The organism is Inquilinus sp. 2KB_23 (genome assembly GCF_052115705.1).
Taxonomy (GTDB): Bacteria; Pseudomonadota; Alphaproteobacteria; order DSM-16000; family Inquilinaceae; genus Inquilinus; species Inquilinus ginsengisoli_A.
On record NZ_JBFRHF010000039.1, the window covers coordinates 17,940 to 44,577 of the forward strand.

Below are 26,638 nucleotides of genomic sequence, written 5' to 3' on the forward strand. Positions count from 1 at the left end.
ATTGAGACCGCCCAGACCCCGCGGGTTATGGCTATGGCGCCGGTGGCGCCGGGCAGGGAAGGGCGGAGAGCGGAATTCGCGCATGGCCAGAGGGAGTGGAAGGACGACCCCAGGACCGTTTAGGATGACGCATGAAGGCGATGCTGCTGTTTGCTCTCTGCTGCTCGGTTGCGCTCTGGCCGCCGGAGGGGACCATCTCTGCCCGACCGAAACCTTCCCGACAGCAACTTGGGATATGTTGCCGCCGACCGAAAAGGCAAAAAGGAACCCCGACCGACTGCGCGAATCGCGTCAGTATTCGGAGATCCTCGATACCGCAGCTGTGGTCATTGTCCAATGCGGTGCGATCGTCGACGAGTGGGGAAAGGTTGACGCAAAACTTCGCATTGCCTCTGTTCGCAAGAGCCTCTTAAGCGCTCTGATCGGAACCTACATCGCTGATGGAACGATCAATTTAGAAGAGGATCTGGGATCAATCGGGCTGGATGACATTACTCATCTGACCGAATCGGAGATGAAGGCGACGGTTCTTGATCTACTCATGTCACGACCTAGTATTTATCTGCCCGAAGCCGCGGAAACAGAGAGGATGAAACGGGCGCGCCCAAGGCGCGGCAGCCATCCTTCCGGAGCATTCTGGTACTATAACAATTGGGATTTCAATGCACTTTGTATGATCTTCGCTGCTTTGACCCGCAGGGACGTATATAGTGCCTTCATCGAACGAATTGCCCGGCCGACGGGAATGCAGGACTTCGACGTTGGCGACTACCGATACCAATACCGGAAGGGATCGGCTTTTCCGGCTTACCATGCCGACATGACGGCCCGCGACCTGGCGCGATTTAGTTTGCTCTATCTCAGAGAAGACAAATGGCGAGATCGGCAGATCATCCCTGAATGGGGTCATGACACGAAAGTGATCAGATTGTCCGGTTCGTGAGAACACACGCGGAACCCGTCAGGTCGAGTGATCAGAGGCGTTCACGGTCTGCGCGCCAAGCGCCGCATACAGCGCGGTCTTGCCTACCCTGACCCGTGCCGCAGCCTCGCGGACCGTGAGGCCCTGGGCGATGAGCGTCCTAGCCCGGCGGAGCCTCTCCTCCGTCACCACCGGCTTCCGTCCGCCCCGGCGGCCGCGGGCGGCGGCGGCGTCAAGACCGGCGCGGGTCCGTTCTTGGATGAGGTCACGCTCGAACTGCCCGAGGGCGCCGAAGATGTGGAAGATCAGCCGGCCGCCAGATGTGGTGGTGTCGATCGCTTCCGTCAGGGAGCGGAAGCCGACGCCCCGGGTCTCCAACGCAGTGACGGTCTCGATCAGGTGCGGCAGCGAGCGTAAGCGTCAGCCGACCCACGCCTTCTCATGACGCTTTTGATCGGCATGCTGTCCGCTCAGCTTGAGCGGTGGGCGAATGGACGGCGTGTCGGGTATCGATAAGGAGGCGCTTCGAAGTGCTCATACGAGCGCTCCGGAGCTGCGCGGTGAGGTTCTAAACGGCCCGGAACGGCGGCGGCGTTGGAGCACCGAAGAGAAGCTGCGGGTTCTGGCGCAGAGCATGGCGCCGGGGTCGTCGCCGAGCCTCGCGTGCCGGATGCATGGCATCGGCACCGGCCAGCTTTCGACCTGGCGCAAGCAATTCCGGTCGGGAGAGCTGACCGGGTTCGTGCCGGTCTCGGTGATGGCCGACGCGGCGCTGCCCGAACCGACTGCCGTGCCGGACTTGGCCGATGGTGTGCCCACCGCCGTCGGCGCCATTGAGGTCGAGCTACCGAGCGGCGTGAAGCTGCGCGTCACCGGCGATGTCGGCGAAGCGGTCTTGCGGCGAGTCCTGTCGGCACTGTCGTGATTGGCATTCCCGGCAACGTCCGCATCTATCTGGCGTGCGGCGTCACCGATATGCGGCGCGGGTTCGACAGCTTGGCCGCCCAGGTCCAGACGATGCTGAAGCTCGATCCGCATGACGGCGCGCTTTACGCCTTTCGCGGACGACGCGGTGATTTGATCAAGATTTTATGGTGGGACGGGCAAGGCCTCTGCCTGTTCTCGAAGCGGCTGGAGCGCGGCCGCTTCGTGTGGCCCCAGGCCAGGGAAGGTTCGGTAGCGCTTTCCGCCGCCCAGATTTCGATGCTGCTGGAAGGGATCGATTGGCGGGCGCCGGTGCGAACCTGGCGGCCGGAAACGGCCTGCTGAATCGGCGCGGCAAAGTGACTCGGGGTGAGCCCGCCGACGTGCCGATGGCGCCGTTTTCGGGTAAAATCTTCCCCATGATCGATGCCGCCGGAGAGATCGCCGAGCTTCGCGCCCGGCTTGCCGAACGCGAGGCCGAACTGGCCACGGCGCGGGCGGAACTGACCGGTGCCCGCATCCTGATCGAGCAGTACAAAGCCCAGCTCGCCACGCTGCGCCGGATTCAGTTCGGCCGTTCGTCCGAGAAGCTCGACCGACAGATCGCGCAGCTCGAACTGATGCTCGAAGATCTGGAGGAAGGTGAAGCGGCCCGGACCGCCCCGTCGCTGAACGCCGAGGGCGAGACACCCGAACGGCGCAAGCGGGACCGGCGTCAGCCGGTGCGTCGGCCGCTGCCGGAACATCTACCGCGCGAGGAGATCGTCCATGCGGTGGGCGAGGTCTGCCCCGGCTGCGGCGGGACGCATTTCTCGAAGCTGGGCGAAGACGTGACCGAGGTGCTGGAGAAGATCCCGGCCCGACTCAAAGTGATCCGTCATATCCGGCCGAAGCTCTCCTGCCGAGCCTGCGAGACGATCATCCAGGCGCCATTGCCGAACCTGCCGGTCGAGAAGGGTCGCCCCGGCCCAGGCCTCCTCGCCAATGTCGTCGTATCGAAGTATCTGGACGGGCTGCCGCTCTATCGGCAATCGGCGATCCTGGCGCGCGAAGGCATCGAGATCGAGCGCGCGACGCTCGCAGATTGGGGCGGCCATGCCGCCTGGTGGGCGGCACCGCTCGCCGCGTTGATCGGTGCGCACGTGATGGCGGCGCCGGTCATTCATACCGACGACACGCAGATCAAGGTTCTGGCGCCCGGCAACGGCCAGACCAGGCTCGGTCGGCTCTGGACCTATCTGGTCGATGAGCGACCTTGGTGCGGCGAACGGGCGCCAGCCGCATTCTATCGCTTCAGCCCGGACCGCAAAGGCGAGCGGCCGCGCGACCATCTCGCCGGATTCAGCGGGGTGATCCAGGCGGACGCCTACAAGGGCTATGAGGCGCTGACGCGACCCTCCGGCCTCGTCCAACCCGGCATCGCCCATGCGGCCTGCTGGGCGCACGCCCGGCGGCACATCTACGACGAGTTCGAGAAGACCAAGTCGCCGATAGCCGAGGAGGCGCTGCGCCGCATCGGGCAGCTCTATGAGGTCGAGGCCGCGATCACCGGCCAGACGGCCGAACAGCGTGTCGCCGCGCGGCAGGAACACGCCGCCCCGATCCTCAACGATCTCAAGCAATGGTTCGAGGTGCAGCGGCGACGCCTCTCCTCGAAGAATACGCTCTACAAGGCGATTGGATACGCGGTGACGCGCTGGGATTCGCTCACCCTCTACGTCGCCGACGGGCGCATCGGCATCGACAACAATCCGGCCGAACGGTCCCTGCGCGGGATCGCGCTCACCAGAAAGAATTTCCTGTTCCTGGGCTCCGAGGCCGGTGGCGATCGAGCCGCCATCCTCTACAGCGTGCTGGAGACGGCGAAGTTGAATGGCCTCGATCCAGAGGCTTATCTGGCCGACGTGATCGATCTCATGGCCAAGGGGCATCCGATCAATCGGCTGGAAGAACTTCTGCCCTGGAACTGGAAGAGCCTTCAGGGCAGAGTGCGCGAGGCAGCCTGACTTGGTGCGCACTTGGGATTCTGGAGCCGCGCTGTGGGCAGTGTCTTAAAATCAATCGAACAGTTTATTGCGGCCCTCCCGCCAAGCGATGAGGCACAGGCAGCTCTCGCCTTTCTGAAGCAGCCCGGTCTGGCCCAGGTCGCCCCGTCAGGGGACCGAACGGACTACCATCCGGCCAGCCACTGGCTCCGGATTTATCGCATCAGGCACGACAGCACAGCCAAGGCCGGTGTCACCACGTACGGCTTTCCCTCGTTGCTGACTGCGCTGGAGAAGTTGCCGCCGTCGCAACCGCTCACTATGGCAGCGTTCGACGGGACTGGATGGCTCGGTGTCTTCTGGTCAGATCAGAACAACCAGCTCATCGGCTTCGTGCTGGTGGCAAAGCGGACCCCAGAGGAAGAGCAAGAGCGTCTGAACTGGTTCCACCAGAACTTGACTTAAGCGCGCTGCGGTCTCCGGCTGACGCTTACCAGCGAGCGGCCGAGGCGGTCCAGCTTCCACACCACCAGAACGTCGCCCTCCCGCACGAAGGCCAGGGCCGCCGTCAGACCCGGCCGGTCGGCTTTCCCTCCGGATGCCTTGTCCTGGAACACCCGGGCGCAGCCGACCTTGGCAAGTGCGTCGAGCTGCAATGCCGGATCCTGGTCGGCCGTCGATACCCGCGCGTAGCCGATCTCCGCCATCCCGCACCGGCCCTTGTCCGAAAACCCGTCCGGCAAACTATCTGTCCGGAAAGCCACCGTCAACCTGGGTTGGCGGACAGGTTGCGAGCCGGCCGTCAAACGGCCGTTGAACGGACGGGCACTAACGCTTTCACCATGCTGACCTTCCACCGGGGTGCGCTCCGGCCCATAGCGGACCACCGCAGGCGCTGCAGGCCTCTCCGGAGCGGACATCTCCGGCATCGAATCGTGCCCGAAAGCGGACTCGGCACCCTGAGGACGGATCGCCATTGATCCCGTTCTGACGGCGCCTGTGCGAGCATCAAGGGAGGGCTCCTCCTGCGGCGGCTTTCGACGCGATCCGTCCAGGCAGTCCGTCCGGGAAGGGCGGAAAGCAGACGAACGTCACAAGGCTTGCATAGCCGTGTGGGAATGTCGTGGTAGTGCAGCCTCCGAGTTCTGTGTAACCCTACCTTGGGCTTTCGGCATCAGGAGGTTACATGGTCGAGCGCAGTCCAATGGCCGCTCTTGCTGCTCGGAGCCATCCGCGCGCGCTGAAGGACTTTGCTCTTTCGCTCTTGCCGGGACAGGCCGGTCCGGCTGCCGAGATCACGGCCGACTTCCAACTCAGTTGTCCAAAGTGTGGGGGGGCGATATTTGAACTATACTCGCACCCCCTGGTCGTACCTAACCCCTCGCCGTACCATCTCGTAAATCCTGGCGAGACACTTTATCGACCCCCGCATAGCGCTGAGTGCGTACGGTGCGGTCACCATGCCAGCATCTTTGACGCCCGGACGGACGGTTTGGATGGGGTCCTCAATGGAGGATGTGCGTACGAGAGCGGCCTCGACGGAAAGGCCCGCTTTCCCGCCGAACTCAAGCTCAGGGTATCGCTGACTTATAATGTTGAGCCAGAAGATGTGCATGAACTCCATGAAATGGCGGCTGAGGCCGAGGTTGCGCCTGCCGACCTATTCGATTGGATTGCAATTGTCGGGACCACAGCCGATGGGGGTGCCGTTTTTTCAGTCGATTATGAGTGCGCTTGAATCCTGACGTCGGTCCAATAGCCTTGTCCGTTTCGGGTCGCGTGCGGTCAGGTCCGCTTTCCGGAGCCGAGCGCCACGGCCGCTTCCGGGCGCCCGTGATTCGGCTGGGCCGACGGCATTGGGCGGAAAGCGGAAGTCCCGCGCGGGCCGATGCAGGCGCGCAAGTGCGCGTCGTCAGGGGTCCATTTCAGGGTATGCTCGCACAACGAGGTCATAGTCCTCACCATTCATTTTGGTGCCCAACACGTGTCCATAAGAAACATAAATCGAGTCGTAGTCGGATCCGGGGTATGCAAAGTTGATTCTATCTGCGTGGCTATCGTTAAATTCCTCAGCGAATCTTCGCCCATTTGGTACATGAACGCAGTATATATTGCTTCCGATCTTGTCGGTATGATGCCAGATTCTCTTCGTAATGAGATCATATATCATGGAACGGTGACCAGTAACGGACAGGGTTGCGATTCCACGAGCCGCACAATCTAAGTACTTTCGTGGTAACTTAAGGCGGCAGCTTCGGGTCGGAGTCGATCACCGACCCGCTCGCAACGCAATGGTCATAGCATCGGCCTCCGCCAATCCCTCATCCTCGCTGTCCGTGTAGGTCGCAACCGTGATCGGAGAAGCCAGGTCAGGAAAATGGTAGACGGCGTTCGAGCTGTGAGGGCCGCCGCCGGAGTGGCCAATGGCTCTGCCCGCTTCGCCCATTCGTCCAGACATGAGCCCAAGGCCATAGCCGCAGGCGGTCCAGGGCCGACCCGGAATGGCGCCACCCAGTTCGTGCCGTTCCAGCATCGTGTGCAGGGTGGCTGGTCTCAGGATCTGCCCAAGGAGAAGGGCATGAAGCACCTTGACCGCATCGACCGGAGTGCCGGTGAGACAGCCGTGGTAAACCCATCTCGGGTCGTAAGTCCTGAGATCTGGCCAGAACACGTCGGCGAAGTCCGAGGGCGTCGCCGCAAGCCGAACCGACCGCACCTCCAACGGACCGAACAACAGCTCCTCAAGGGCCGCTCCCAAGGGAAGGCCCGTTGCGCCCTCGATTATCTCGCGGACGAACATGTAGCCAACATTGCTGTAGGCCCAGCCTGCCCCGGGCTGAAAGCTGAGGCGATCCGCGCCGACAGTGCTCAGAAGGCGATCGCGAGACCATGCAGCATCGTTCCGGGCGACGGCGTCTTGATAGGCCTTCAGTCGGTTGTAGTCCGGGACTCCAGATCGATGCTGCAGGAGTTGTCGGAGGGTGTAGGCCCTCTCATGCGGAAGCGCGTCCAAGTCGAGCCGGCCCTGCTCGACCAAGCGGAGCGCACAGATCGCCAGCACGGTCTTGGTGAAGCTCCACCAAGGGAACACGGAAGATGCCGCTCCCGCGGAATTCACCGCCCCGTCGCTCGTGATCCACGCCGAGTGGGAGGAGCGATATTTCATGGGGCAAGGATCACGGCATCAGACCGGCAGGTCAATGGCCGCTCAGGGTCGAATCCAGCCTTGTCCGGTTTCGGGAGCCCGGCGCCATGGCCGCTGCTCACCCCTTCTAGCCGGCCGGACCGACGGGTGCCAGGAGCGGCCAGTCGGGTCGCGATCCGTCAAACGGACCTGATCCGGACAGTGCCGCACCAACCGCTGAAGGAAAGGGAGACCACGCGCCCGCTGCCGCTATGATGGCCCGAACGATCGGAGAGGGCGATGGCGCGACGGCGGCTCCTGACCGGGGAACAATGGGCGAAGTTCCTGACTGTTCCGACCGACGAGCGCGACCTGATTCGATATTGCACACTCGGCCGCGACGATCTGGACGCCATCGCCACCAAGCGCACCACGCGCAGCCGCCTCGGCTATGCGGTGCTCCTCTGTTATCTGCGTCATCCCGGCCGGATGCCCGATCCCGACGAGATGCCGCCACCAGCGCTGTTGGCGTTCGTCGCCCACCAGGTGGGTGCCGATCCTGACGACTACACCGATTATCGGCGCAGGAGCCAAACCCGACGTGAGCAGATGGCCGACATCATGGAGCGGACGGGCCACCGGAGCTTCGATCGCGCGACGTTCACCGAGTTGGCATCGTGGCTCCTGTCGATCGCGCAGGTGAACCGGGATCCGATGGCGCTTGCGACCGCCCTGGTCGACGAGCTGCGCCGCCGGCGGATCCTGCTCCCGTCAGCAGGCGTGCTGGAGCTGATCCTGCACCAGGCGCGCAGCCGGGCCGAGCGGCTGATCCATCGCATCCTGGTGGACGCGCTCGGATCGGACGGGCGTGGTCGGGTCGAGGCACAGCTGGCGCCTTGGGCCGACACCGGCGTTGCTATGCTGACCTGGCTCCGTCAAGCGTCCCAGTCGCCGGCGCCGCGCAACCTGGTCGGGGTTGTGGACCGCCTCGTAGCGCTGCGCGGCCTCGCCGTCGATCGAAGCCTGCAGAACCAAGTGCCCGAGGCGGCCTTCGAGCGGCTAGCAGCCGAGGGCGTGCGCGCGACCGTGCAGCACCTCCGTGACCTGTCCCAGGTCCGCCGGCATGCGCTGCTGGCAGCGACGGCGATCCGCATGGAGGCGACTCTGACCGATGCGGCGCTCGGCATGTTCGACAAGCTCATGGGCTCGCTCGCCCGTCGGGCGGAGAATCGCACTGCGGAGAAGACCCTGAAATCGGTTCGGGAGACGCAGGGCCAGCTTCGGACTCTGGTCTCCGCCTGCCGCATGCTGATCGATGCACGCGAGGGCGGCCATGATCCGTTCGAGGCGCTGGACAAGAGCGTCGGCTGGTACAAGTTCGTGGCCAGCGTCAGCGACGCCGAGGCACTGGCGCGGCCGGACACCACGGACCCGCGGGCCGAGCTGCTGGGGCGGTACGCCACCATCCGTGCCTTCGCGCCGACTATGCTGAGCGCGTTCCAGCTCAAGGGCGGCCCCTCGGTCGCGTCGCTGCTGCGGGCGCTCGAGCTGCTACGGACCATGCATGCCTCGGGTAAGCGCGGCCTGCCGACCCAGCCACCGACCGGCTTCATCCGCCGGTCCTGGCGCCGCCTCGTCATGCCCGGTGGGGTGATCGATCGGAAGGCCTACGAGATCTGCGCTCTCTCGGAGCTGCGCGACCGGCTGCGAGCTGGAGATGTGTGGGTCGAGGGCAGCCGCCAGTTCCGCGACTTCGAGTCCTGCCTGGTGCCGCGACCGACCTTCGACGCCCTGCGCGATGAGGACGCCCTCCCCGTCGCCGTCGAGACGGACGGAGCCGCGTACCTGACCAAGCGCCGGCAGGCGCTGACGAACCGGCTTGCGGAGGTTGCCGGCCTCGCCGCCGGCGGCAAGCTCGAGGACGTCGACCTGTCGTCGGGCGAGTTGAAGGTGTCCCCCATCCGGGATCGGACGCCGGAGGCGGCCGCAGAGCTTGGTCGCAGCGCGTACGAGGCGCTGCCCCGGATCAAGATCACCGATCTGCTGCTGGAGGTGGATGGCTGGATCGGCTTCAGCGCGTGCTTCACCCACCAGCGCAGCGGGCGGTCGCCGGACGACCCGGCGGCGCTGCTCACGGCCATCCTCGCCGACGGCATCAATCTCGGGCTGACCCGCATGGCAGAGGCCTGCCGCGGCGTCTCGATGCGGCAGCTCGCCTGGGTGCACGACTGGCATGTCCGTGAGGAGACCTATGCCGCCGCGCTGGCCAGGATCATTGACGCCCATCGGGCCCTGCCGCTGGCTGGAGTCTGGGGCGACGGAAGCACCTCATCCTCGGACGGCCAGTTCTATCGTGCCGGCGGCCGCGGCGAGGCGGTCGGCGAGGTCAACGCCCGCCACGGCAACGAGCCGGGCGTGGCCTTCTACACCCATGTGTCCGACCAGTACGGCCCGTTCCACACCAAGGTGATCGCCGCCACGGCCAGCGAAGCACCGCACGTCCTCGATGGCCTGCTATACCATCAGACGGGCCTGTCCATCGAGGAGCACTACACCGACACGGGCGGCGTCACCGACCACGTGTTCGGGCTGTGTCATCTGCTGGGCTTCCGGTTCGCACCCCGCATCCGCGACCTCAAGGACCGCCGCCTCTACCTGTTGCCTGGCGACGACGCCCCGCCGGCGCTCCAACATCTGATCGGCGGCGCGATCGATGTCGACCACTTGGCGGCGCACTGGGAGGAACTGCTGCGCCTGGCCACCTCAATCCGCGTCGGCACGGTGACCGCCTCGGCAATGCTGCGGCGTTTGGCGGCCTATCCGCGGCAGAACGGCCTGGCCTTGGCGCTACGCGAACTCGGCCGCATCGAGCGCACTATGTTCACTCTGGATTGGCTGCGCGATCCGGCACTGCGCCGGCGGGCCAACGCGGGGCTGAACAAGGGCGAGGCACGCAACGCCCTGGCGCGGGCCATCTTTTTCAACCGGCTCGGGGAGATGCGCGACCGCAGCTTCGAAAACCAGGCCTACCGCGCCTCCGGACTGAATCTGCTCGTGTCGGCGATCATCCTCTGGAACACGCGGTATCTGCAGGCTGCCCTGGAGGATCTCAGCCAGCGCGGGACCGACGTGCGCCTGGACCTGGCCCGCCATGTCGCGCCGCTCGGCTGGGAGCACATCGGCCTCACCGGTGACTATGTCTGGGGTGCCGATCCCGTGCCGGCTGATGGTCTGCGGCCGCTCCGCCGGCCACTATCCGTGCTCGCGGCCTAGTTTCTGGTCCGTTCCAACGAACCGGACAATCTGATCACTTTCGTGTCGTTACCCCAATGGGCCGCCGATCACACGACGACCCTGGCTGGCGGGCGGCCCGTGCTCGTCCTCGACATGTACGAACACGCCTATCACATGGATTACGGGGCCAAGGCGGCCACCTATGTCGATGCCTATATGGAGGCAATCCGCTGGGACAATGCCGTGAAGCTCTATGAGCGCTACAGCGGCGAGGCGTGATCTTCAGGTAATGGCACGAAGCACGGAAGGCATGTCACCCATGATGCATCGGAAGACCGCACGTGGACGGCGCGCCCTGCTAGCTGGATTGGTGGTCGCGGGTGGAGGCATGGCTTCTGTGCCGGCGCCCGCGGCACCTCCTCTTTCCGCGTACCAGCTGTTCACGCCGGAGCGCGATGTGCCGCTCGGACCGAAGATCGACCGGCTCGACTATCAAAGCCTAGACCCCAGCACCAGCCGCCTGTTCATCTCAGGCATGAGCATCGGCCGATTGCTGGTATTCGACACCAGCGCCAACAAGCTGCTCACGGAGCTGGACGGGTATCCCAAGGTCACCGGCGTGCTCGCTGTACCGGAGTTGCATAAGGTCTACGCCAGCGTCCCGGGCGACGGCGTCGGTGCCCTCGTATCCGCCGCGTCGGGTATGGTCGGCATCGGCAGCGGCAGTGGTCAAGTTGTCATCCTCGACAGCCGCACCTTGCATGAAATTGGGCGCGTCCCCGGTGGCGTGTTTCCCAACGGAATCACCTATGATCCAGACGATCGTACGATCTTTGTCACTGATGAGTTCGGCAAAGGCGTGACCATCATCGATGGCGAGGCGGATCAAACGATCGGTCGGGTCGAACTGGGCGGTCTCGTCGGCAACGTGCAATACGATCCGACGACGAAACGGGTCTACGCGGCGGTAAAAAGCACCAACGAGCTTGTCGCAATCGATCCCAAATCGCACGTGGTCGCGGCGCGCTATCGGCTGCAAGGCGGCAGACATCCGCACGGGGTAGCGATCGCGCCCGGATCAGCAATTGGGTTTGTCGCCTGCGACGAGGACGATCGGCTATTGGTGGTTGCCCTCGACACCGGACGCGTCGTCAACAATCTGCCGATCGCGCACAAGCCTGACGTTCTCGCGATCGACCCGGCCCTGCACCGTCTCTACATTGCTTCCGAATCCGGTGCGCTATCGGTGCTCGACATCAAGGATGCGGCCTCGCCATTGGTAATTGCCACGTTCCCCTTCGCCGAAAACGCGCATTCGATAGGCGTTGATCCGAACTCACACCATATATTTCTGCCGCTCCGCAACGTCGACGGGCGCGCCGTATTGCGGATGTTGCAGCCAAAGACGTAGCAGCAGCGTGCAGGAACGCGGGGAAGCGAAAGACATTCCATCGATGTTGCGCTCGAAGACATTCGGGATGCGGATTTTGCTTGTAATGGCCGGGATGTCGGGGCGCGCGACGGCCCTCATTCCTGACGCCGCAGCCTCGATCTACAAGCGGGTCTTCTGGCTCCTGGTCACCGACGCGATCGCTTGGGGCTGGGTCGGCGCCAATCCGCCGGTGGGCATCTACGTCCTCGTCGGCCGTGCGGCGACGCTCTACTACTTCGTCCATTCCTGATCCTGTTGCCGCTCCTGGGCAAGATCGAGCGACCGCTGCCGCTCCCGACCAGCATCGGCACGGCTGTCCTGCCAAGGCCGGGGTGGATCCTGCCGCGGCGTCGGCGGGGATGCAAAATCCATGAGAATCTGTGCCCGGAAAGTTCGGGAGGCAAGGGGCGAGACCGACACCCGCCTGGGTGAGTGCGGGCCGGCCTGCGATGGCTTCCGCGAGCACCTTTCGCGAGGCAGAATGGCGGCAGTATGGGAGGCAACCGATGTGCAACCTTTATGCCGTGAACTCGACGCAGGACGAACTGCGCAGGCTGGCGGAAGCCCTGGATGTCGACCTGGGAAACTTCTCTGGGATGTCCGCGGTCTTCCCGGACTATCTGGCTCCGGTGGTGCGCATGGATGAGGGCGGCAATCGTCGGCTCGAAATGATGCGCTGGGGTTTCCCACCGGTCGGGCCCAACCCCTCCTACGTCACGAACGTCCGGAATCTGTCGAGCAACTTCTGGAAGGGGTGGCTCAAACCAGAGTGGCGCGTCGTTGTGCCGGCCACCGCGTTCAGCGAGTACATGCCCGAGCCCGACCCGGTGACCAAGAAGAAGCCCGTGGCGTGGTTCGCGGTAAAGGACGGGGCCGCGGAGCCGCGGCCGACTTTCGGATTCGCGGGGATCTGGCGCCCCTGGGCGGGGACCCGCGGCACCAAGAAGGACCCAGTCGAGGGCGAGCACAAGCTGTTCTCCTTCCTGACGACGGAGCCGAACAGCATCGTCAGGCCGATCCATGAAAAGGCGATGCCGGTGATCCTGTCGCCGGATCGGTGGCAGGCCTGGCTGACGGCACCGGTCGAGGAGGCGATTGCCATGCAGCAACCGCTGCCCGACGACCAGCTCCATGTCGCTCGCGTCGGCCCGAAGGGCGACAGCGATGAACTGCAAGCGGCCTATGATCTGGAGTACCAGCAACTGGCGGCCGGTCGGAGCTCCGCGGCAGCCCGGCTCATCTGATTTTTCCTGGGGAGGAGAGTATGACCTCGATCAGTCCCATCGACGTGACGATTCATGTCGTGGAGGCCGCGTACGGCCTGTCCTACAACGCCGGTGGGCTTAAGCTGCAGTGCAAGGGTGACCTGCCAGGCATTCCACCCGGTGCCATGACGATCAGGGGAAGCCTGCTCTTCAGCGCGATCCCGAAGAACGGCAGTCACAATACGATGTGCGACGGTCGTTTGTGGAGCAACGGCGAGGGCAAGATCGTTTTCGACCTCGACGATGGGTCGACGGCAACGCTGACCGTGACGTCGACCGTGCCCCCTCCGCCCAGCCAATTGATCGTGGCTGGGCCAGGCGTTTGGCACGTCGACCAGAGCTGATTGCCGACCACGCTGCCGAACTCGTAGGCACGATCCGCTACCGAAAATCCCTCGGCGCCGGGATGGCGTCGTACGCCTCACGCTCGGTCAGCTCCGGCTCGGTCTCGCCGGGGCCATCGATCCGCCCCAGCTCGCGCAGCAGTTCGGAACGGTCGATCACATGCCGGGCGATCAGGTGGATGACCAGCCCCTCCTTCTGCAGGCGCCCACGGACTTCCAGGAGACGGCCGCCGATCACAGCGCGGCGGTAGCGCTCGTAGACGTGGGGCCAGACGATGATGTTGGCGATGCCGGTCTCGTCCTCCAGCGTCGCGAAGATCACCCCGCTCGATGTCCCTGGGCGCTGGCGGATCAGCACCTGGCCGGCAGTGGCCACCCAGGTGCCGTTCTTGGCGGCGCGCATCTCGGCGGTGGAGAGGATGCCGTCGCCGGCGACGTGCCGGCGCAGCAGCGACATCGGGTGCGCCTTCAGGCTAAGCCTCAGCGACTGGTAGTCCTGCACCACCTCCTCGCCGAGGGTCATCGCCGGCAGCAGGACCTGCGCCTCGCCGGCGAGCTCGATCGACGGGCGGTTGTCACCGGGGCCGCGGAGGCGATCGGCCGCCTCGAAGAGCGGCAGGGGGATGTCTCCGAGGCCGCGGATCGCCCATAGGGCTTCCCTGCGGCCGAGGCCCATGGAACGCCAGGCATCGGCCTCGGCCAGGCGCTCCAGCGACGCCACGGTGATCTCGGCGCGGCGCCAGACATCGCGGAGCTCTCGGTAGCCGTCGTCGCGTGCGGCCGCGATCCGCGCCGCCTCGACCTCGCGCAGGCCCTTCACCTGGCGCATGCCGAGCCGGACGGCGATGCCGCGGGTGCCCGATTCCAGGCTGCAGTCCCAATCGCTGTGGTTGACGTCGACCGGACGGACCTCGACGCCATGCTCCTTGGCATCGCGCACCAGCTGCGCCGGCGCATAGAAGCCCATCGGCTGGGAGTTGAGGATGGCAGCCGCGAAGATTGCCGGATGGTGGCGCTTGAGCCAGGCGCTGACATAGACGATCAGCGCGAAGCTCGCGGCATGTGATTCTGGGAACCCATATTCGCCGAAGCCCTCGATCTGGCTGAAGCAGTGCTCGGCGAAGGCCTGGTCGTAGCCGCGAGCAACCATGCCGCTCACCATGCGGTCGCGGTACTCGGCGACCCGGCCGGTCCGGCGGTAGGCGGACATCGAGCGGCGGAGCTGGTCGGCCTCGCCCGGGCTGAAGCCGGCGGCGACAATCGAAATCGCCATCGCCTGCTCCTGAAACAGCGGCACCCCGAGGGTCTTGCCGAGCACCTGGCGAAGCTCCTCCTTGGGGTACTGCACCCGCTCCAGCCCCTGCCGGCGCTTCAGGTAGGGATGGACCATGTCACCCTGGATCGGACCGGGCCGGACGATCGCGACCTCGATCACCAGGTCGTAGAAGCATCGCGGCTTCAGCCGCGGCAGCATCGACATCTGCGCCCGGCTCTCCACCTGAAAGACGCCGACGCTGTCAGCCTGGCAGAGCATGTCGTAGACGGCCGGATCCTCCGGCGGCACGTCATGCCAACGGAAGGGATGGCCCGTTCGCGCCTCGAGGAACTCGAAGGCCTTGCGGACGCAAGTCAGCATGCCGAGCGCCAGGATGTCGATTTTGAGCATGCCGAGGGCGTCGAGATCGTCCTTGTCCCACTCGATGCAGGTCCGGTCGACCATCGCCGCATTCTCGATCGGGACGCTCTCGTCGAGGCGGCCGCGGGTGATGACGAAGCCGCCGACATGTTGGCTGAGGTGGCGCGGGAAGCCGTAGAGCTGCCCGGCCAGGGCCAGGGTGCGCCGGGCGGTGCGGTCGCGCGGATCGATGCCGGCTTCGCGCAGCCGTTCGGCGGTCAGGTCCTGGTCCCAGCCGGGTGCCGAGCGGGCGAGGCGGTCGATGGTGTCGGAAGACAGGCCGAGGGCCTTGCCAACGTCGCGGATGGCGCTCTTGCTGCGATAGGTGATGACGGTCGCCGCCAGGCCGGCGCGCTCGCGGCCGTAGCGCCGATAGATGTACTGGTAGACCTCCTCCCGTCGCTCGTTCTCGAAGTCGACGTCGATGTCCGGCGGCTCCTTCCGCTCGGGCGAGATGAAGCGCTCAAACAGCATGTCCGAGCGCGCCGGGTCGACCGCGGTGATGCCGAGGACATAGCAGACCGCGGAGTTGGCGGCCGAACCGCGGCCCTGGCAGAGAATCCCCTCGCCCCGGGCGAAGGTCACGATGTCGTGGACCGTGAGGAAGTAGGGCGCATAGGCGAGCTGGTCGACCAGCGCGAGCTCATGCTCGATGATCCCTCGCACCTTGTCGGGCACCCCGTCCGGATACATCCGGGCGACGCCCTCCCAGGTCAGCCGCACCAGGTGCTGCTGGGCGGCGACGCCGGCCGGGATGGTGTCGATCGGGTACTCGTAGCGCAGCGTGTCGAGATCGAAGCGGCAGCGCTCCACGATCTCGGCCGTGCGGTCCACGGCGCTGGGGCATGCAGCGAACAGCTCGCGCATCGTCGCCTCGTCCTTCAGGTAGCGCTCCCCATTGGCGTGCAGCCGGCGGCCGATCGCCCGGAGGGTGGTCCGCTCCCGGATGCAGGTCATGACGTCCTGCAGCGCGCGGCGGCCGCGGGCGTGGGCGTGCACGTCATTGGTCGCGACCAGCGGGATGCCCAGCTCCCCGCCAGTGTCGATCGCCCAGGCCAGCCGCCTGGCGTCGTCCCCGCGCAGCAGATTTTGGACACCAAGATAGAGCCGGTCGCCGAAGGCGGTGCGGAGAACGCCGAGATGCTGCAACTGCTGCTCGGCCGATGCCCGGGTGATCCGGCCGTCCGGCGGCGGTGCCACGGCCAGCAGGCCTTCGGCATGGTCGAGGACGTCGGCCAGTTGCAGGGAGCATTCGCCCTTGATGGTCCGGCGCTTGCCGGTGGTGAGCATCCGAGACAGGCGGCCATAGGCGGCCCGGTCGGTCGGATAGACCAGGAGGCTGGGCGCGTCGACCAGATCGAGGCGAGCGCCAATGACCGGCCGGAGCCCGGCATTCTTGGCTGCCTGGTGGAGCCGGACCGCGCCGGCGAGGGTGTTCCGGTCGGTGACGGCGATCGCGTGATGGCCGAGCGTGGCCGCCTGGAGAGCGAGCTCGTGGGCGTGGCTGGCGCCGCGCAGAAAGCTGAAGTTGGTCGCCACCTGGAGCTCGGCGTAGCTCATGCGAAGAGACCATGCATGAACCAGGCGAGCGTCGTGCCGTCGGAGGTCAGGAAGATCCAGTATCGGCGGCCGGAGTCGTCCTCGACCTGGTAGTAGTCGCGGGTCCGCTCCGGCCTGTCCCAGCCCCATTCCGGCTCGATCCGCTCGGGCCCAATGACACGATGGAGGAGCCGCCGGCGGCCGCGCCAGGAGAAGGCGCGCAGCGCCGGGCCTTCGGTCTCGGTGCCGATCGCCTCGGGATGGTCGAGCAGCACCACCGGGCGCGGCACGGGAAGCGCCCAGTTCCCCGACACAGATATCGGCAGCGTCGCCGGCACCTCGGCGGCCGCGGCCTCGGGCCAATGCCGGTCGGCGGCGATCAGCCTGCGGATGCTTCCGGGGCCCATGCGGATCTCGATCCGGTCGACCAGATCGGCCAAGCCGGCGCCGACATCCCGGGCGCCGGTGAGGTCCCTCTGCGTCGGTGTCGCGCGATCGGTCTCCGTCGCCTCCAGCACCATGGCTTCGATCCCGAAGCCCGGATCGATGTCGGCGATCCGGTCGCGGAACAGGCGGAGCAGAGCGGCCGCGTTGGCCAGTGGCCGGCTGGTGCCGATTGCCACCCTCTGTGCCGTGGCGTCGACCCGGCAGACGGTGAGAACCAGCGAGCGGGCGCCCCGGCCGGCGGCGGCAAGCTGGCTGCACAGCGGCTCGAGGAGGGCACGAAGGGCGATCTCGATCGCCTCGGCCGTCGCGATGGGCTCGACCAGCGAGGCGCGGCTGCGCCAGGCGCAGGCCTCGGCCTGGAAGGCCACGGGCGTTGCCTGCCGGCCGGCGAGGGCGTCGATCGCCGCCACCAACTCGGGCCCGAAGCGGCGAACCAGTGGAGCGCGGGGCAGGGGAGAGACGTCCCCAACGCGGCGCAGACCCAATTGCTGCAGGCCGCCAAGCAAAGGGGGCGGCAACCGCAGCGCGGCGACGGGAAGGGCGGCGAAGGTGTCGATGCCGGCGCCGGCCGCAACCACACCGCCGCCGGCGAAGCGCGACCAGGCCCAGGCCTGCGCTGCGGTGTCGGCAATCGCTCCGCGGGCCTCGAGCCGGGCGCGGATCAGCCGCCGGACCGCATCGTCCAGCAGCGAGGCCTCGCCGCCGGCGAGATGGGCAGCACCGGAGATGTCGACGAGGATGCCATCGGCACCGTCACCAGCGACGAGGGGCGAATAGCGCCGCGCCCAGTCGACCAGGTGTCCGAGGTCCGCGGCATCGCCGTCCAGGTCGGCTGCAGCAGCGATCAGGTTGGGGACGAGGGCCCGGGCGTCGGCCAGCGCCTGGCCGGGGCCCAGGCCTTCAGCGGCGGCCGCGGCGTCGACGGCATGGATCCGAAGCGCCTGGTGCAGTTCGACATAGAGCACCACAGGGCCCAAAGCCGGCTCATTCCGCTGCCGCCGCCATCGATCCGTCGGCCATCTCGGCAGCCAGACTGAGAGCCACCGTCTCATCGTCCCATTCCACACACCAACGGGCAGGGGTGCCACCACGACACCGCTGCAGATCCAGATTCCATATCGGCCGACCTCCGGGGCTGGGCCGGGACGTAATCCGCCAGCGGGTCAGCGCCACCGACTGTGGCGCCGGCGCCGTCGGCGGCAGCAGAATGATCGCCGGCGTCCCGGCAGCCTCGGCAGCGAGCTGCAGGCGCCGGCTGGCGGTCAGGTCCGGCACGACGCCATCACCGACCGCCGCGGCCACGGCGCCGCTGCGCAACCCCTCCTCGATCTGCCACAGCACGTCCTCCGGCCGGCGCCCGCGGGCCAGCACGAGGTCTGCCGGATCCCAGCCGAGGGCGGCGAGACCGTAGCCATAGAGCCCGGGCCGCCGGATGCTGGACCAGAGGACCGGACGGCCGCGGCCGAGGCGCCCCAGGATGGCGGCGATGAAGGCGATCGTGGCCCCGTCACCCGGCGAGCCGACGATCTCGTGCAGCCCGGGGAGTGCCAGACCGCCCCACGGTAGATGGCCGTCGATCGCCGGCACGCCGATCTGCAGGGCCGGCAGGTCGGGATCGCTGCCCGGATCCAGGCCGCGGATGGCGGCGCGGATCCGGGCGATGCGCGCGGCCTGCGCCGGCGCAGGCCCGTCAGCTGTCGAGGCGGGGAACGGTTCCGGTGGCGGCCCAGAATTCGCGCTGTCGGGATTCATGGGTGCGCAGCCGCTGACGGGATGGACGGGGATGGCCGCGGTCCGGATCGAACCAGTAGGCATAGAGATGGACGACATCGAGGATCTCGGCCCGACTGAGGCTGGAGCCATCCCACGGGAAGTCCGCCGGAAACTCCTTCTTCGTCGGGTAGTCTGTCAGCTCGGTTACGACATGCTGGTAGCGTCGGCGGAGTTCGGCCTCGGGCAGTGCGATCGCTTCGTCCAGCGTCAGCCTCGGCGGCTCGTCGTTGTCCTCGGGGCGCAGCGCGGCGAGATAGGAACGCAGCTGGTCGACATGCACCCCCTCCGGAAACTCGAGCTCGTCCGACCAGGTCCAGCCTCGATAGTCGATGGCATAGACATGGGCCTGCAGGTCCTCCGGGATCGGGCAGGTCGGCAGCGTCGCCCAATCGGGCCGCCGCCGCTCGGCATAAGCCCGATGGACCAAATCCATCAACACGGTAATCGGTTGGGTTTGCGGGTCATAGTGGCCGAGGACCTCGCCGGTTTCTTCCTCGAAGATCTCGACATGGCCGGGCGCATAGGCCTGGCCGTCGCTGACATCAGCCAGGTCCCGGGGGATGGCTAGGATCGGTCGACCGACCATGTCAGGCGGCCTTCCGGCTTGCCGGCTGGCCGTCAGCGTCGGCCAGTCGTCGGGCCAAATCGAGAACGACGTCTGCCCAACTTCCGGGCTCAAATTCCATCGCGCCGACCACGACGATCCGCCCCTGAGGGTCGTCGCAGCGGAGCTCGACGCGCAACGACATCACCAGCGTGCTGTCGACCTCGAGGGAGAGGAAGCCCTCCCCGTGGATCTGCACGTCCGTCGTGCCGTCGGCCTTCTCGCTGGTGAACGGCCCATACATCAAGAGGCTCAACGAGAATGTCTGGCCATTGCAGCCCCAGCCTGCCCACCACCAATCCGAGCCATCGTTCTCGGCGCCGCCCGGCTCGAAACGGGTCCGCAGGAGGGACTGGATCGCAGGAGATCTATGCCTCACGAGCCGCATGATGTCGCAAGCGGCCTGGCTGGCGGGGCTCGAAGCGGCTAGTTCGGCGGCTCGGTGAAGTTCAGCCCGAATCTGTTCGGCGTCGAACTCGATCTCGTCGGCCTTGGGCCTGGTGGTGATTTGCATGTCCATCGATACCTCCATGGTGGCCGCCGAGGCGGGCTCTAGCGGCGATGAGGAGAATGAGAACAAAGATAGAACAAATCGGCTTGCTGTCGAGTCGATTCATAAAATGCTATCTATAGGGGTCGGCTGTGCGACCCGCCACAAGATGTGGGAACTGCCATCGGTGGGTCAGGGCCGCGGTCCGAACAGATCCGGCTCGGGATCCGGTTGCTGCTCCTCGACGACCCTAGGCGGACGCTTGGATTTGGCGGGCCAGCGAATCATCCCCTTGGACGGGAAGGGGCGCAGCAGCGCCTGCACCTCCTGCAGCGGCATCTCGACCTCGCCGAACCAGAACGGCAGCTGGTCGATGGTCAGGATCGCCGGCATGCGGTCGTGGATCTGTCCGACCAGATCGTTGGCCTCGGTCGTGATGGTGGCGAAGGTCCGGATCCAGGTCTCGGTGCCCGGCACGCGCCAGGCGTCCCAGATCCCGGCGACGAACAGATCGGACTCGTCGGCATTGCCGAAAGCGAACTCTCGCCCTTTGGGCTCGCCGATCGTGCGGCGCTGGGTGAAGAGGTGGGTCGAGATGATGCAGCGCCGGCTGGCGAACGACTTCGCGAAGGTCCGGAGCTCGGCCACGGTCTCGGCCCTGGCGTGGAGATGAGGGCTTGCTTGATCCGGCGCCCAGTTGGGGATCAGCCCCCACTTCAGCAGGTCGAACTGCCGGCGTTTGGTCTCCGGATTCCGGCGGACGACGATGATATCGGCACCGGCCACCATCTCGCCAGGCTTGTGGCCGTTGGCACGGGCGCGCTGCTCCTGCAGCCGCATCAACTCGGCGAGACGCTCCGATGTCGTGCTCTTGGATGAAGCCATGACGATCCACATAGGCCGAGACGTCAGATTGTCACCGATCGCAGGACCTTCGGAAGCTGCAAGGATCGTTGGGCTAGGGTTTCTTCCGGAACCAGGTCAGCCAACGACGAAATCGTGGTCTCAGGCCGTAGACCCCCAGCGATATTCAGGAGCGAAAGAATAAGGATCGCTTTTCCCAGGCTTTAACCATATTTAACCGGCGCGGCCGGCATTTTTGCAATAGAACGAATTTACCTCAACACCGGAGTCGTTTGATGAGCGAACTGGGATCAATAGCCCAAAATGCAAACACCGATGAAGCGCGCCGTCTTACCGCGCAGATCGTCTCGGCGCATGTCGCGCACAACAATGTCGCGCAGACAGATCTGCCGGCGCTGATCGCCCAGGTCTATGGCGCCCTGACCGGCCTCGGCCGGGCGGCAGAGCCGGAGGCACCCTCCCGGCCAGAGCCGGCGGTTTCCATCCGCAAGTCGGTGACGCCGGAATTTCTCATCTGCCTCGAGGACGGCAAGAAGCTAAAGATGCTGAAGCGGCATCTGTCTTCAGCTTACGGAATGACGCCGGACCAGTACCGCGAGCGCTGGGGTCTCCCGGCGGAATACCCCATGGTGGCACCGGCCTATGCCCTGCAGCGCAGCACCCTTGCAAAGGCGATCGGCCTCGGCACACGCCGGACCGCACCGGTCCCGATGCCTGCTCCGGCCAAGGCTCCGCGCGGCCGCAAGCCGGCCGTGGCGAAGAAGGTGGCAACCGCCTGAGATCGGGATCCGTGTCGAGTTTCGGTTTCACCCCGCACTCAGGGGCGACGCCTCGCCTGGGTCGAAGACACAAGGACGTCAGAACCTGAGGCGCGGCGACAGCGGCGGTGGTGTCGGGTCGTGCGATTGGGCGGCCCGCCACTTCGGCGACTGCGACCCGATGCCATCGTAGGGGTCATGCTTCTTGCAGAACCATTCGATGCCGCTGCCCTTCGTGTGCCCGAACCCACCCCATTGGTCACAGCCAGGGTACTCGCAATAGTGCACCCAGCCTGGGCTGGCCAGGTTGGGAGCTTGGTAGATGGGATCGGCCATGGCGGCTCCTGCGGCACGGGGGGCGGTTGTTCGGGTCAATGCAATGCGGCGTTGACCGGTCGGCGTTCAGACGAGTTGCCGCAGTCGCCACCCGGATTCTGTTGCATTTCCTGCGTGTCGAACTCCCCTGTAGGTCAGACCATGGTGCTTCGGAAACAGGTGATTTCCGACAGGGTAGCCGCCTCACCTGTCGCTGCCGGAATGAGCGGCGCAGGTGTTGCCGAAATCGGGGAAGATCAGATTGCTCATCAGCCCGCCTCATGGCAAGTGCGGACGAGAACATTAGCAGAACAAATCTGCAAAATCGAGTCACGGAGCGGTCAGGATGGAACCCGTGTCGCGTTCGAACGAGGGCCGCCAGCGACGGCGGCCCTCCCCAGTTTACTCAGCCAAGTAGGGCTTCGATCAAGTCGCCTTAAGCCGCGAGCTGCTTCTGAGCGCCGCTGGTGATCCTCACGGTGCGAGGTTTCTGAGCCTCCGGCACCTCACGCACCAGATCGATGTTCAGAAGCCCCTTAACGAGCGACGCGCCGCTGACCTTGATGTAGTCGGACAGCTGGAACCGGCGCTCGAAGGCCCGCCCGGCGATGCCGCGATGCAGGAACACCCGGTCCTTTTCCTCGTCGTCCGAAGTCGCTTTCGCGCGGACGATGAGCGTGGCCTCAGAGGTCACGATTTCGAGGTCATCTTCATCGAAACCGGCAACCGCCATCGTGATGCGATAGGCGTCCTCGCCCGTCCTCTCGATGTTATAGGGCGGATACGACTGCGCTGCCGTGTCGAACTGCAGTGCGGAATCGAAGAGCCGCGACACGCGGTCGATGCCGATCGTCGAACGGAACAGCGGAGACAGGTCAAACGTGGGCATAGATATCCTCCATTGAGCGATACCAGGACGGCGCACCAATGGCCGCGCCGTCGCTTGCGGATGTGGCGACCCCATTCCGGGCCCCGCCGCAAATCGATTTAGGAAAGCCGATTTTGGCTTCAAGAGGGTCTGACGCTCATTTTTTTGGGATAATTCCTGCACATGCGCAGCCTCTCCCTGTAGCGACCGCTAAGGGTGAACAGCGGTCATCGCGCCGGGAACCCGAGAGCGGACAAGGCCGGATTCGACCCCTAGCGGTATTAGGACGAACCCTGGAAACGTCAGTGGCTATGATGAGACAGGTTGGTCGTGCCAGGATGGCTTCCTGATGAGGTTCGGAGACGATTCTTGGATAGGCAGGGTTTTGTCGATGCGGTCCGGCTGGCAGTTAAAGATGCTGCTGTGACAGGTACTGTTTCACAGCTGGCACGGCCGCCCGGCCGGAAACCAGATGAGAGTCTTCTTGCACTATCCGCTTGGTTCAATCAACTTGCTTCTCAAGATCGGAATAATCTGGAGCAGGTCATTGATCTAGCAGCCAATTTGACAGTATTTGGCTTTTTATGTGTGTTGGATGGAACTAGAGAAATCGAAAATGGTTCAACGAAAGGCACTCTCCAACTTCACTACTTTCTAGATTCTGAGGATATTATACTTAACGATGATCGTGGCGAGATGTTGCATGATCTTCTTTAGATATCGCCGCGGCAAAATGAGAAACGACCGCTCTCCACCCTAAGGAGTCGTCGTTATGGGGTGTCATGACAAAAGTTGTCTTTTGGTTTGGTCTTGCGTTGCAATTCTGATCGTGGCGGCCCCCAGCCGGGGCGGTTCCTTATCCGATCCATCGACAACATATTCAGGAGAATTGAAGGAGGTGCACTCGCAAATGGATAAACCGGACTACGACGCGATCGCCGCTAAGCAACTCGCGATGAATGCTCAAACATGGAAGCTATTGCTTGCAAAAGGAGTGACGGAGCAAACAAACCTCAAGCTAGATTTCACTTTCGTGGCGCCAAATAAGGAAACAGCCGACGGGTTGATGTCGCTGCTGAAAGAAGAGACAGATTATAACCTCGAGTCTCAGCCGGCGGGATCATCCCGGGAAGGGAATTGGCTCGTCCTTGGTTCGACTCAGGTGACCAAAATTTCTCATGAGATCCTTGATCAATGGGTAATCTGGATGATCCTTGCCGGCAAGCGTGGTAACGGGTGCGTCTTTGACGGTTGGGGAGCAGCGATCCCAAAGTAGGCGGAGAAAGTTGTCGGATCAAAAGGTCCGCTAGCCGCCCTTTGCCGTCGGCCCGGCCGAATCGCAGGCGCCCGGAACCGGCCATCGAGATAGGCTCTGGAAAGCGGACATGACCGCATGCGACCCCAAGCGGACGGTTCGAGCCCCGATCGGCTGCTCCGAAGCGGACATCTCCAGCGACCCATCTAGGCCCGACAGATGACCCGCCGACTGCAAGGGTCCATCGGCGATTCCCCGGTTGCAGCGTGTTCGAGCATCGAGCGAAGCCAAGCCCCTGGCGGCTTTCGGCGCGATCACACTCGTCGCGCCGACGCATGGGGCGGAAACGGTCAACGACTGTTTGGTCGTTCTCGAACCAGGCCTGTTCTCACGCCTCGATCAGATCGTCGGCGAATACCTGGAAGCGCGTTTCGCCATCGACAGCCTCGATGAATATGGGAACCGTGATGTCGACCTCGGCGATCTCTCGTCCCGATTGATCTCGGGTCCTGGAGACGACGGTGCAAGGAATGCTCCCCGGTTGCGGATAGCTACTGCCTTGATCGAGCTGCGCCTCGGAAACGATCGGAAGCTTATCGATGATCATCCGTTCTCGGCCGGATCGGTCGATGAACCTGCATTCGACGAAACCGGGCTGGTGGTCATCCACCCAACGAATGATCTGGACACGGACGGCCGTCATGATCCCCCTGCTGCGCGAGAGTGGATATCTCACAAGATGCCATCTTCTCTGGTCGTCCGCATAGGCTCGAATCGAGCCGTGTCCGCTCTGCGGAGTCGACCAGGACGGCCGCTTTGGGGCGCCGCTGGTCGGTCTGGCCGACCGGGTTGGGCGGAAAGCGGAAGCTCGCCAATTGATCGGCAAGCCATTGTCTTCGGCCTCTCATCCTCCAAAGCGCAACAAGTAGTCGTCGATCTCCTGGTCGGTGGCGTGCCAATGTTCGCCCCGAAGCTCGGCCATCGCAATTAACCCAAGAAGGGTTATCGGGTCATCTGCTAGAAACGCGTCGTCGCCTCTTGTCGCAATGAGGTGACTAGGTTCGCTACCTGGTTCAATTTTATAGCCCTTTGATAGAATCGCCAAATACGCGGGCACGGCTACATTTGCGGCTGCCGAGATGTGCATCGAGTGCCTCGTCTGCTAATGGCGGCCTAGACTAACGCTTCTTACGTCCGCTCGATAGTCCGCTTGGGGTCGAATCCCGTCATGTCCGCTTCGGGGATCTGGGAAGGATGGCCGCTTGCCGCCCTTCTCGGACGGTCTGGCCGGATGGATCGCGCCAGAAGCGGCCTCGGATTGGCCTTCTCCGGATACTCGCACACACGCCGCTGGGGTGGGATCAATTGAGATCCAGTCGCCGGGTGCCGCGTCCGCTTTCGGGCATGGTCGGATCGCAGGAGATGTCCGCTTCGCGGAAGCCAGCAGCGCCAGCGATCGTCTGCAATGAGCCGAATCCGGACCGTGGCAGGTGCACGGCGAGAAAGCCGCTCCCGCTGTCCGCTTGGAGTCGAATCCGGTCCTCCGCATCCGAGCTGACGAACATCCGCGAAGGGCGGAAATCGGTCGCGAGATCGCCCACGCCAGCAGCGACTACAGCACGAAATCCGCCGCGGTGAGGGCGTGGTCGGCGTGGACGTTGATGGCGAGATCGGCGATGCGGTCGCCATTGGTGTCGGCGTAGACCACCTGGACCGCCCCTGACGTCACGATCCGCAGCTCGCCGGCCTGGCCGGTGAAGGCCCCGGTGCCGAAGCTGAAGGCGGTGTCGCCGTTGTTGGCATTGCCGTCCGCATCGATCGCCGACAGGTCGATATGGTCGCCCGTCGAGAAGTCGAGGATCACATCCTTACCCGCCGACGCCACCGTGCTGTCGGCGATGCCGGTGTAGGCGAAGATGTCATTGCCGGCCCCGCCCTGCAGCAGGTCGGCGCCGATGCCTCCCGTCAACACATCGTCGCCGGCCCCGCCCGACAGGGCGTTGGCAGTCTCGTTGCCGGTCAGCGTGTCGTTCTGGGCCGAGCCGGTCAGGTTCTCGATCCCGGCCAGGGTGTCGCCCTGGGCATCGCCGCCCAGGCCGGTGCCGGTCGCCAGGCTGACCGTCACGCCGGCGGCCGAGCTGGCGTAGCTGGCGGTGTCGCTGCCGTCGCCGCCGGTCAGGGCATCCGCCCCGGCCGCGCCCTCGAGCGTGTCGTTGCCGTCACCGCCGTCGATCTGGTCGTCGCCGGCGCCGCCATAGAGGCTGTCATCGCCGGCATCGCCGAAGATCATGTCGTTGTCGGCGCCGGCATCGATCGAGTCGGCGCCGATGCCGCCATGGATGGCGTCGATGCCGTCGCCGCCGACGAGGCGGTCGGCGCCGTCGCCGCCATCGAGGATGTCGTTGCCGTTCTCGCCGTTCATGGCGTCGTCACCGCCATTCCCGACCAGGGTGTCGTTGCCGTTCTCGCCACCGATGGCGTTGGCGCCATTGTCGCCGGTCAGGTGGTCGTCGTTGCTGGAGCCGTACAGGTTCTCGATGCTGGTCAGCACATCGCCCTGGGCGTCGCCGCCCGAGGCGGTGTGGGCCAGCAGGTCGACGGTGACCGCCGCGGCCGAGCCCTGGTAGTTGGCGATGTCCGACCCGTCCCCGCCGTCGAGGGTGTCGGCCCCCGCGCCGCCGCGAAGCTGGTCGTCGCCGCCGCCGCCGCTCAGCGCATTGACGCTGCCGTCGCCGTACAGCCGGTCGGCGAAGCTCGACCCGATGATGTTCTCGATGTTGGTCAGCGTGTCGCCCTGGGCGTCGCCGCCCGTGCCGGTGC

29 protein-coding genes are annotated in these 26,638 nt (G+C 65.1%); 14 read left to right on the forward strand and 15 right to left on the reverse strand.

What is annotated here, in order from left to right; genetic code table 11:
- The first annotated feature begins 124 nt into the window (after nucleotides 1-124).
- Nucleotides 125-943, forward strand: a complete 819-nt coding sequence (locus tag AB4112_RS33550) for a serine hydrolase domain-containing protein (RefSeq protein WP_441726411.1) — start codon at nucleotides 125-127, stop codon at nucleotides 941-943.
- 18 nt (nucleotides 944-961) lie between these two features.
- On the opposite strand, the gene AB4112_RS33555 is transcribed toward AB4112_RS33550, so the two are convergent.
- Nucleotides 962-1,300 (reverse strand): recombinase family protein, encoded by a 339-nt coding sequence (locus tag AB4112_RS33555; RefSeq protein ID WP_441726413.1) that lies wholly within the window; start codon nucleotides 1,298-1,300, stop codon nucleotides 962-964.
- Between the two features lie 112 nt (nucleotides 1,301-1,412).
- On the opposite strand from AB4112_RS33555, the gene tnpA reads away from it, so the two are divergent.
- The 4 genes from tnpA to AB4112_RS33575 all read left to right on the forward strand — a co-directional run bounded on the left by tnpA (nucleotide 1,413) and on the right by AB4112_RS33575 (nucleotide 4,296).
- Entirely contained in the window at nucleotides 1,413-1,847 is a 435-nt protein-coding gene (gene tnpA / locus AB4112_RS33560) for an IS66-like element accessory protein TnpA (protein WP_441726416.1), read from the forward strand.
- Complete coding sequence (gene tnpB / locus AB4112_RS33565) at nucleotides 1,844-2,191, forward strand: IS66 family insertion sequence element accessory protein TnpB (RefSeq protein WP_441726419.1); 348 nt, start codon at nucleotides 1,844-1,846, stop codon at nucleotides 2,189-2,191. The genes tnpA and tnpB overlap by 4 nt, the downstream gene beginning before the upstream one ends.
- Before the next feature lie 74 nt (nucleotides 2,192-2,265).
- Nucleotides 2,266-3,852, forward strand: a complete 1,587-nt coding sequence (tnpC, locus tag AB4112_RS33570; protein WP_441726489.1) for an IS66 family transposase — start codon at nucleotides 2,266-2,268, stop codon at nucleotides 3,850-3,852.
- Nucleotides 3,853-3,885: 33 nt separating this feature from the next.
- Nucleotides 3,886-4,296: a hypothetical protein gene (locus tag AB4112_RS33575; protein WP_441726422.1), complete on the forward strand. Its 411-nt coding sequence runs from the start codon at nucleotides 3,886-3,888 to the stop codon at nucleotides 4,294-4,296.
- On the opposite strand, the gene AB4112_RS33580 is transcribed toward AB4112_RS33575, so the two are convergent.
- Nucleotides 4,293-4,808, reverse strand: coding sequence for a recombinase family protein (locus AB4112_RS33580; RefSeq protein ID WP_441726425.1), 516 nt, complete (start codon nucleotides 4,806-4,808; stop codon nucleotides 4,293-4,295). The genes AB4112_RS33575 and AB4112_RS33580 overlap by 4 nt on opposite strands.
- 1,292 nt (nucleotides 4,809-6,100) lie before the next feature.
- Nucleotides 6,101-6,997 (reverse strand): serine hydrolase domain-containing protein, encoded by an 897-nt coding sequence (locus AB4112_RS33585; protein WP_441726428.1) that lies wholly within the window; start codon nucleotides 6,995-6,997, stop codon nucleotides 6,101-6,103.
- Nucleotides 6,998-7,255: 258 nt separating this feature from the next.
- Here AB4112_RS33585 and AB4112_RS33590 point away from each other — a divergent pair, with 258 nt between their 5' ends.
- From AB4112_RS33590 to AB4112_RS33615, 6 genes are all read left to right on the forward strand, one after another.
- The gene (locus AB4112_RS33590) at nucleotides 7,256-10,228 is read left to right on the forward strand and encodes a Tn3 family transposase (RefSeq protein WP_441726431.1); all 2,973 of its coding nucleotides are present in this window, start codon (nucleotides 7,256-7,258) and stop codon (nucleotides 10,226-10,228) included.
- 42 nt (nucleotides 10,229-10,270) lie between these two features.
- Nucleotides 10,271-10,468 (forward strand): Fe-Mn family superoxide dismutase, encoded by a 198-nt coding sequence (locus tag AB4112_RS33595; protein ID WP_441726434.1) that lies wholly within the window; start codon nucleotides 10,271-10,273, stop codon nucleotides 10,466-10,468.
- 109 nt (nucleotides 10,469-10,577) lie between these two features.
- The gene (locus tag AB4112_RS33600; protein ID WP_441726437.1) at nucleotides 10,578-11,600 is read left to right on the forward strand and encodes a hypothetical protein; all 1,023 of its coding nucleotides are present in this window, start codon (nucleotides 10,578-10,580) and stop codon (nucleotides 11,598-11,600) included.
- Between the two features lie 43 nt (nucleotides 11,601-11,643).
- Complete coding sequence (locus tag AB4112_RS33605) at nucleotides 11,644-11,871, forward strand: hypothetical protein (RefSeq protein ID WP_441726440.1); 228 nt, start codon at nucleotides 11,644-11,646, stop codon at nucleotides 11,869-11,871.
- Between the two features lie 256 nt (nucleotides 11,872-12,127).
- Nucleotides 12,128-12,865, forward strand: a complete 738-nt coding sequence (locus AB4112_RS33610; RefSeq protein WP_441726443.1) for an SOS response-associated peptidase — start codon at nucleotides 12,128-12,130, stop codon at nucleotides 12,863-12,865.
- 20 nt (nucleotides 12,866-12,885) lie between these two features.
- Nucleotides 12,886-13,230 (forward strand): hypothetical protein, encoded by a 345-nt coding sequence (locus tag AB4112_RS33615; protein WP_441726446.1) that lies wholly within the window; start codon nucleotides 12,886-12,888, stop codon nucleotides 13,228-13,230.
- 37 nt (nucleotides 13,231-13,267) lie between these two features.
- On the opposite strand, the gene AB4112_RS33620 is transcribed toward AB4112_RS33615, so the two are convergent.
- From AB4112_RS33620 to AB4112_RS33645, 6 genes are all read right to left on the reverse strand, one after another.
- Complete coding sequence (locus tag AB4112_RS33620; protein WP_441726449.1) at nucleotides 13,268-16,465, reverse strand: error-prone DNA polymerase; 3,198 nt, start codon at nucleotides 16,463-16,465, stop codon at nucleotides 13,268-13,270.
- Nucleotides 16,462-17,859, reverse strand: coding sequence for a Y-family DNA polymerase (locus AB4112_RS33625; protein WP_441726492.1), 1,398 nt, complete (start codon nucleotides 17,857-17,859; stop codon nucleotides 16,462-16,464). The genes AB4112_RS33620 and AB4112_RS33625 overlap by 4 nt, the downstream gene beginning before the upstream one ends.
- Nucleotides 17,860-17,875: 16 nt before the next feature.
- On the reverse strand, nucleotides 17,876-18,643 hold the full coding sequence (locus tag AB4112_RS33630; protein ID WP_441726452.1) for an ImuA family protein: 768 nt from the start codon (nucleotides 18,641-18,643) through the stop codon (nucleotides 17,876-17,878).
- On the reverse strand, nucleotides 18,582-19,250 hold the full coding sequence (locus AB4112_RS33635) for a hypothetical protein (protein ID WP_441726455.1): 669 nt from the start codon (nucleotides 19,248-19,250) through the stop codon (nucleotides 18,582-18,584). Before AB4112_RS33635 ends, AB4112_RS33630 begins: the two co-directional genes overlap by 62 nt.
- A 1-nt stretch (nucleotide 19,251) precedes the next feature.
- The gene (locus tag AB4112_RS33640) at nucleotides 19,252-19,788 is read right to left on the reverse strand and encodes a hypothetical protein (RefSeq protein WP_441726458.1); all 537 of its coding nucleotides are present in this window, start codon (nucleotides 19,786-19,788) and stop codon (nucleotides 19,252-19,254) included.
- 162 nt (nucleotides 19,789-19,950) lie between these two features.
- On the reverse strand, nucleotides 19,951-20,643 hold the full coding sequence (locus AB4112_RS33645) for an SOS response-associated peptidase (protein ID WP_441726461.1): 693 nt from the start codon (nucleotides 20,641-20,643) through the stop codon (nucleotides 19,951-19,953).
- Nucleotides 20,644-20,897: 254 nt separating this feature from the next.
- Here AB4112_RS33645 and AB4112_RS33650 point away from each other — a divergent pair, with 254 nt between their 5' ends.
- A complete protein-coding gene (locus tag AB4112_RS33650) occupies nucleotides 20,898-21,401 on the forward strand; it encodes a MucR family transcriptional regulator (protein WP_441726463.1) in 504 nt (167 codons plus the stop codon).
- A gap of 78 nt (nucleotides 21,402-21,479) precedes the next feature.
- Here the strand turns inward: AB4112_RS33650 and AB4112_RS33655 are convergent, their stop codons facing one another.
- Together AB4112_RS33655 and AB4112_RS33660 are read right to left on the reverse strand one after the other, a co-directional pair.
- Nucleotides 21,480-21,716, reverse strand: a complete 237-nt coding sequence (locus AB4112_RS33655; RefSeq protein ID WP_441726465.1) for a hypothetical protein — start codon at nucleotides 21,714-21,716, stop codon at nucleotides 21,480-21,482.
- A gap of 415 nt (nucleotides 21,717-22,131) precedes the next feature.
- Nucleotides 22,132-22,584: an Hsp20 family protein gene (locus tag AB4112_RS33660; protein WP_441726468.1), complete on the reverse strand. Its 453-nt coding sequence runs from the start codon at nucleotides 22,582-22,584 to the stop codon at nucleotides 22,132-22,134.
- 348 nt (nucleotides 22,585-22,932) lie between these two features.
- Here AB4112_RS33660 and AB4112_RS33665 point away from each other — a divergent pair, with 348 nt between their 5' ends.
- Together AB4112_RS33665 and AB4112_RS33670 are read left to right on the forward strand one after the other, a co-directional pair.
- The gene (locus AB4112_RS33665) at nucleotides 22,933-23,280 is read left to right on the forward strand and encodes a hypothetical protein (RefSeq protein ID WP_441726471.1); all 348 of its coding nucleotides are present in this window, start codon (nucleotides 22,933-22,935) and stop codon (nucleotides 23,278-23,280) included.
- Nucleotides 23,281-23,473: 193 nt separating this feature from the next.
- Entirely contained in the window at nucleotides 23,474-23,839 is a 366-nt protein-coding gene (locus tag AB4112_RS33670; RefSeq protein ID WP_441726474.1) for a ribonuclease E inhibitor RraB, read from the forward strand.
- Between the two features lie 367 nt (nucleotides 23,840-24,206).
- Here AB4112_RS33670 and AB4112_RS33675 read toward each other — a convergent pair whose 3' ends face one another.
- The 4 genes from AB4112_RS33675 to AB4112_RS33690 form a co-directional block, all read right to left on the reverse strand.
- Nucleotides 24,207-24,521, reverse strand: coding sequence for a hypothetical protein (locus AB4112_RS33675; protein ID WP_441726477.1), 315 nt, complete (start codon nucleotides 24,519-24,521; stop codon nucleotides 24,207-24,209).
- Between the two features lie 201 nt (nucleotides 24,522-24,722).
- Complete coding sequence (locus tag AB4112_RS33680; RefSeq protein WP_441726480.1) at nucleotides 24,723-24,965, reverse strand: hypothetical protein; 243 nt, start codon at nucleotides 24,963-24,965, stop codon at nucleotides 24,723-24,725.
- Nucleotides 24,966-25,179: 214 nt separating this feature from the next.
- The gene (locus AB4112_RS33685) at nucleotides 25,180-25,419 is read right to left on the reverse strand and encodes a hypothetical protein (RefSeq protein WP_441726483.1); all 240 of its coding nucleotides are present in this window, start codon (nucleotides 25,417-25,419) and stop codon (nucleotides 25,180-25,182) included.
- A gap of 11 nt (nucleotides 25,420-25,430) precedes the next feature.
- A partial coding sequence (locus AB4112_RS33690; protein ID WP_441726486.1) for a calcium-binding protein occupies nucleotides 25,431-26,638 on the reverse strand: 1,208 nt, incomplete at its 5' end.

Excerpts from the sequence above, each read along its gene's own strand:
- AB4112_RS33640 (WP_441726458.1), bottom strand. The coding sequence starts at position 19,788 with ATGGACATGCAAATCACCACCAGGCCCAAGGCCGACGAGATCGAGTTC.
- AB4112_RS33630 (WP_441726452.1), bottom strand. The coding sequence starts at position 18,643 with ATGAATCCCGACAGCGCGAATTCTGGGCCGCCACCGGAACCGTTCCCC.
- AB4112_RS33580 (WP_441726425.1), bottom strand. The coding sequence starts at position 4,808 with ATGGCGATCCGTCCTCAGGGTGCCGAGTCCGCTTTCGGGCACGATTCG.
- AB4112_RS33620 (WP_441726449.1), bottom strand. The coding sequence starts at position 16,465 with ATGAGCTACGCCGAGCTCCAGGTGGCGACCAACTTCAGCTTTCTGCGC.
- AB4112_RS33585 (WP_441726428.1), bottom strand. The coding sequence starts at position 6,997 with ATGAAATATCGCTCCTCCCACTCGGCGTGGATCACGAGCGACGGGGCG.
- AB4112_RS33680 (WP_441726480.1), bottom strand. The coding sequence starts at position 24,965 with ATGCACATCTCGGCAGCCGCAAATGTAGCCGTGCCCGCGTATTTGGCG.
- AB4112_RS33660 (WP_441726468.1), bottom strand. The coding sequence starts at position 22,584 with ATGCCCACGTTTGACCTGTCTCCGCTGTTCCGTTCGACGATCGGCATC.
- AB4112_RS33615 (WP_441726446.1), top strand. The coding sequence starts at position 12,886 with ATGACCTCGATCAGTCCCATCGACGTGACGATTCATGTCGTGGAGGCC.
- AB4112_RS33670 (WP_441726474.1), top strand. The coding sequence starts at position 23,474 with ATGGATAAACCGGACTACGACGCGATCGCCGCTAAGCAACTCGCGATG.
- AB4112_RS33600 (WP_441726437.1), top strand. The coding sequence starts at position 10,578 with ATGGCTTCTGTGCCGGCGCCCGCGGCACCTCCTCTTTCCGCGTACCAG.
- AB4112_RS33655 (WP_441726465.1), bottom strand. The coding sequence starts at position 21,716 with ATGGCCGATCCCATCTACCAAGCTCCCAACCTGGCCAGCCCAGGCTGG.
- AB4112_RS33590 (WP_441726431.1), top strand. The coding sequence starts at position 7,256 with ATGGCGCGACGGCGGCTCCTGACCGGGGAACAATGGGCGAAGTTCCTG.
- tnpC (WP_441726489.1), top strand. The coding sequence starts at position 2,266 with ATGATCGATGCCGCCGGAGAGATCGCCGAGCTTCGCGCCCGGCTTGCC.
- AB4112_RS33675 (WP_441726477.1), bottom strand. The coding sequence starts at position 24,521 with ATGACGGCCGTCCGTGTCCAGATCATTCGTTGGGTGGATGACCACCAG.
- tnpA (WP_441726416.1), top strand. The coding sequence starts at position 1,413 with ATGGACGGCGTGTCGGGTATCGATAAGGAGGCGCTTCGAAGTGCTCAT.
- AB4112_RS33550 (WP_441726411.1), top strand. The coding sequence starts at position 125 with ATGACGCATGAAGGCGATGCTGCTGTTTGCTCTCTGCTGCTCGGTTGC.
- AB4112_RS33635 (WP_441726455.1), bottom strand. The coding sequence starts at position 19,250 with ATGGTCGGTCGACCGATCCTAGCCATCCCCCGGGACCTGGCTGATGTC.
- AB4112_RS33650 (WP_441726463.1), top strand. The coding sequence starts at position 20,898 with ATGAGCGAACTGGGATCAATAGCCCAAAATGCAAACACCGATGAAGCG.
- AB4112_RS33645 (WP_441726461.1), bottom strand. The coding sequence starts at position 20,643 with ATGGCTTCATCCAAGAGCACGACATCGGAGCGTCTCGCCGAGTTGATG.
- AB4112_RS33605 (WP_441726440.1), top strand. The coding sequence starts at position 11,644 with ATGTTGCGCTCGAAGACATTCGGGATGCGGATTTTGCTTGTAATGGCC.
- AB4112_RS33610 (WP_441726443.1), top strand. The coding sequence starts at position 12,128 with ATGTGCAACCTTTATGCCGTGAACTCGACGCAGGACGAACTGCGCAGG.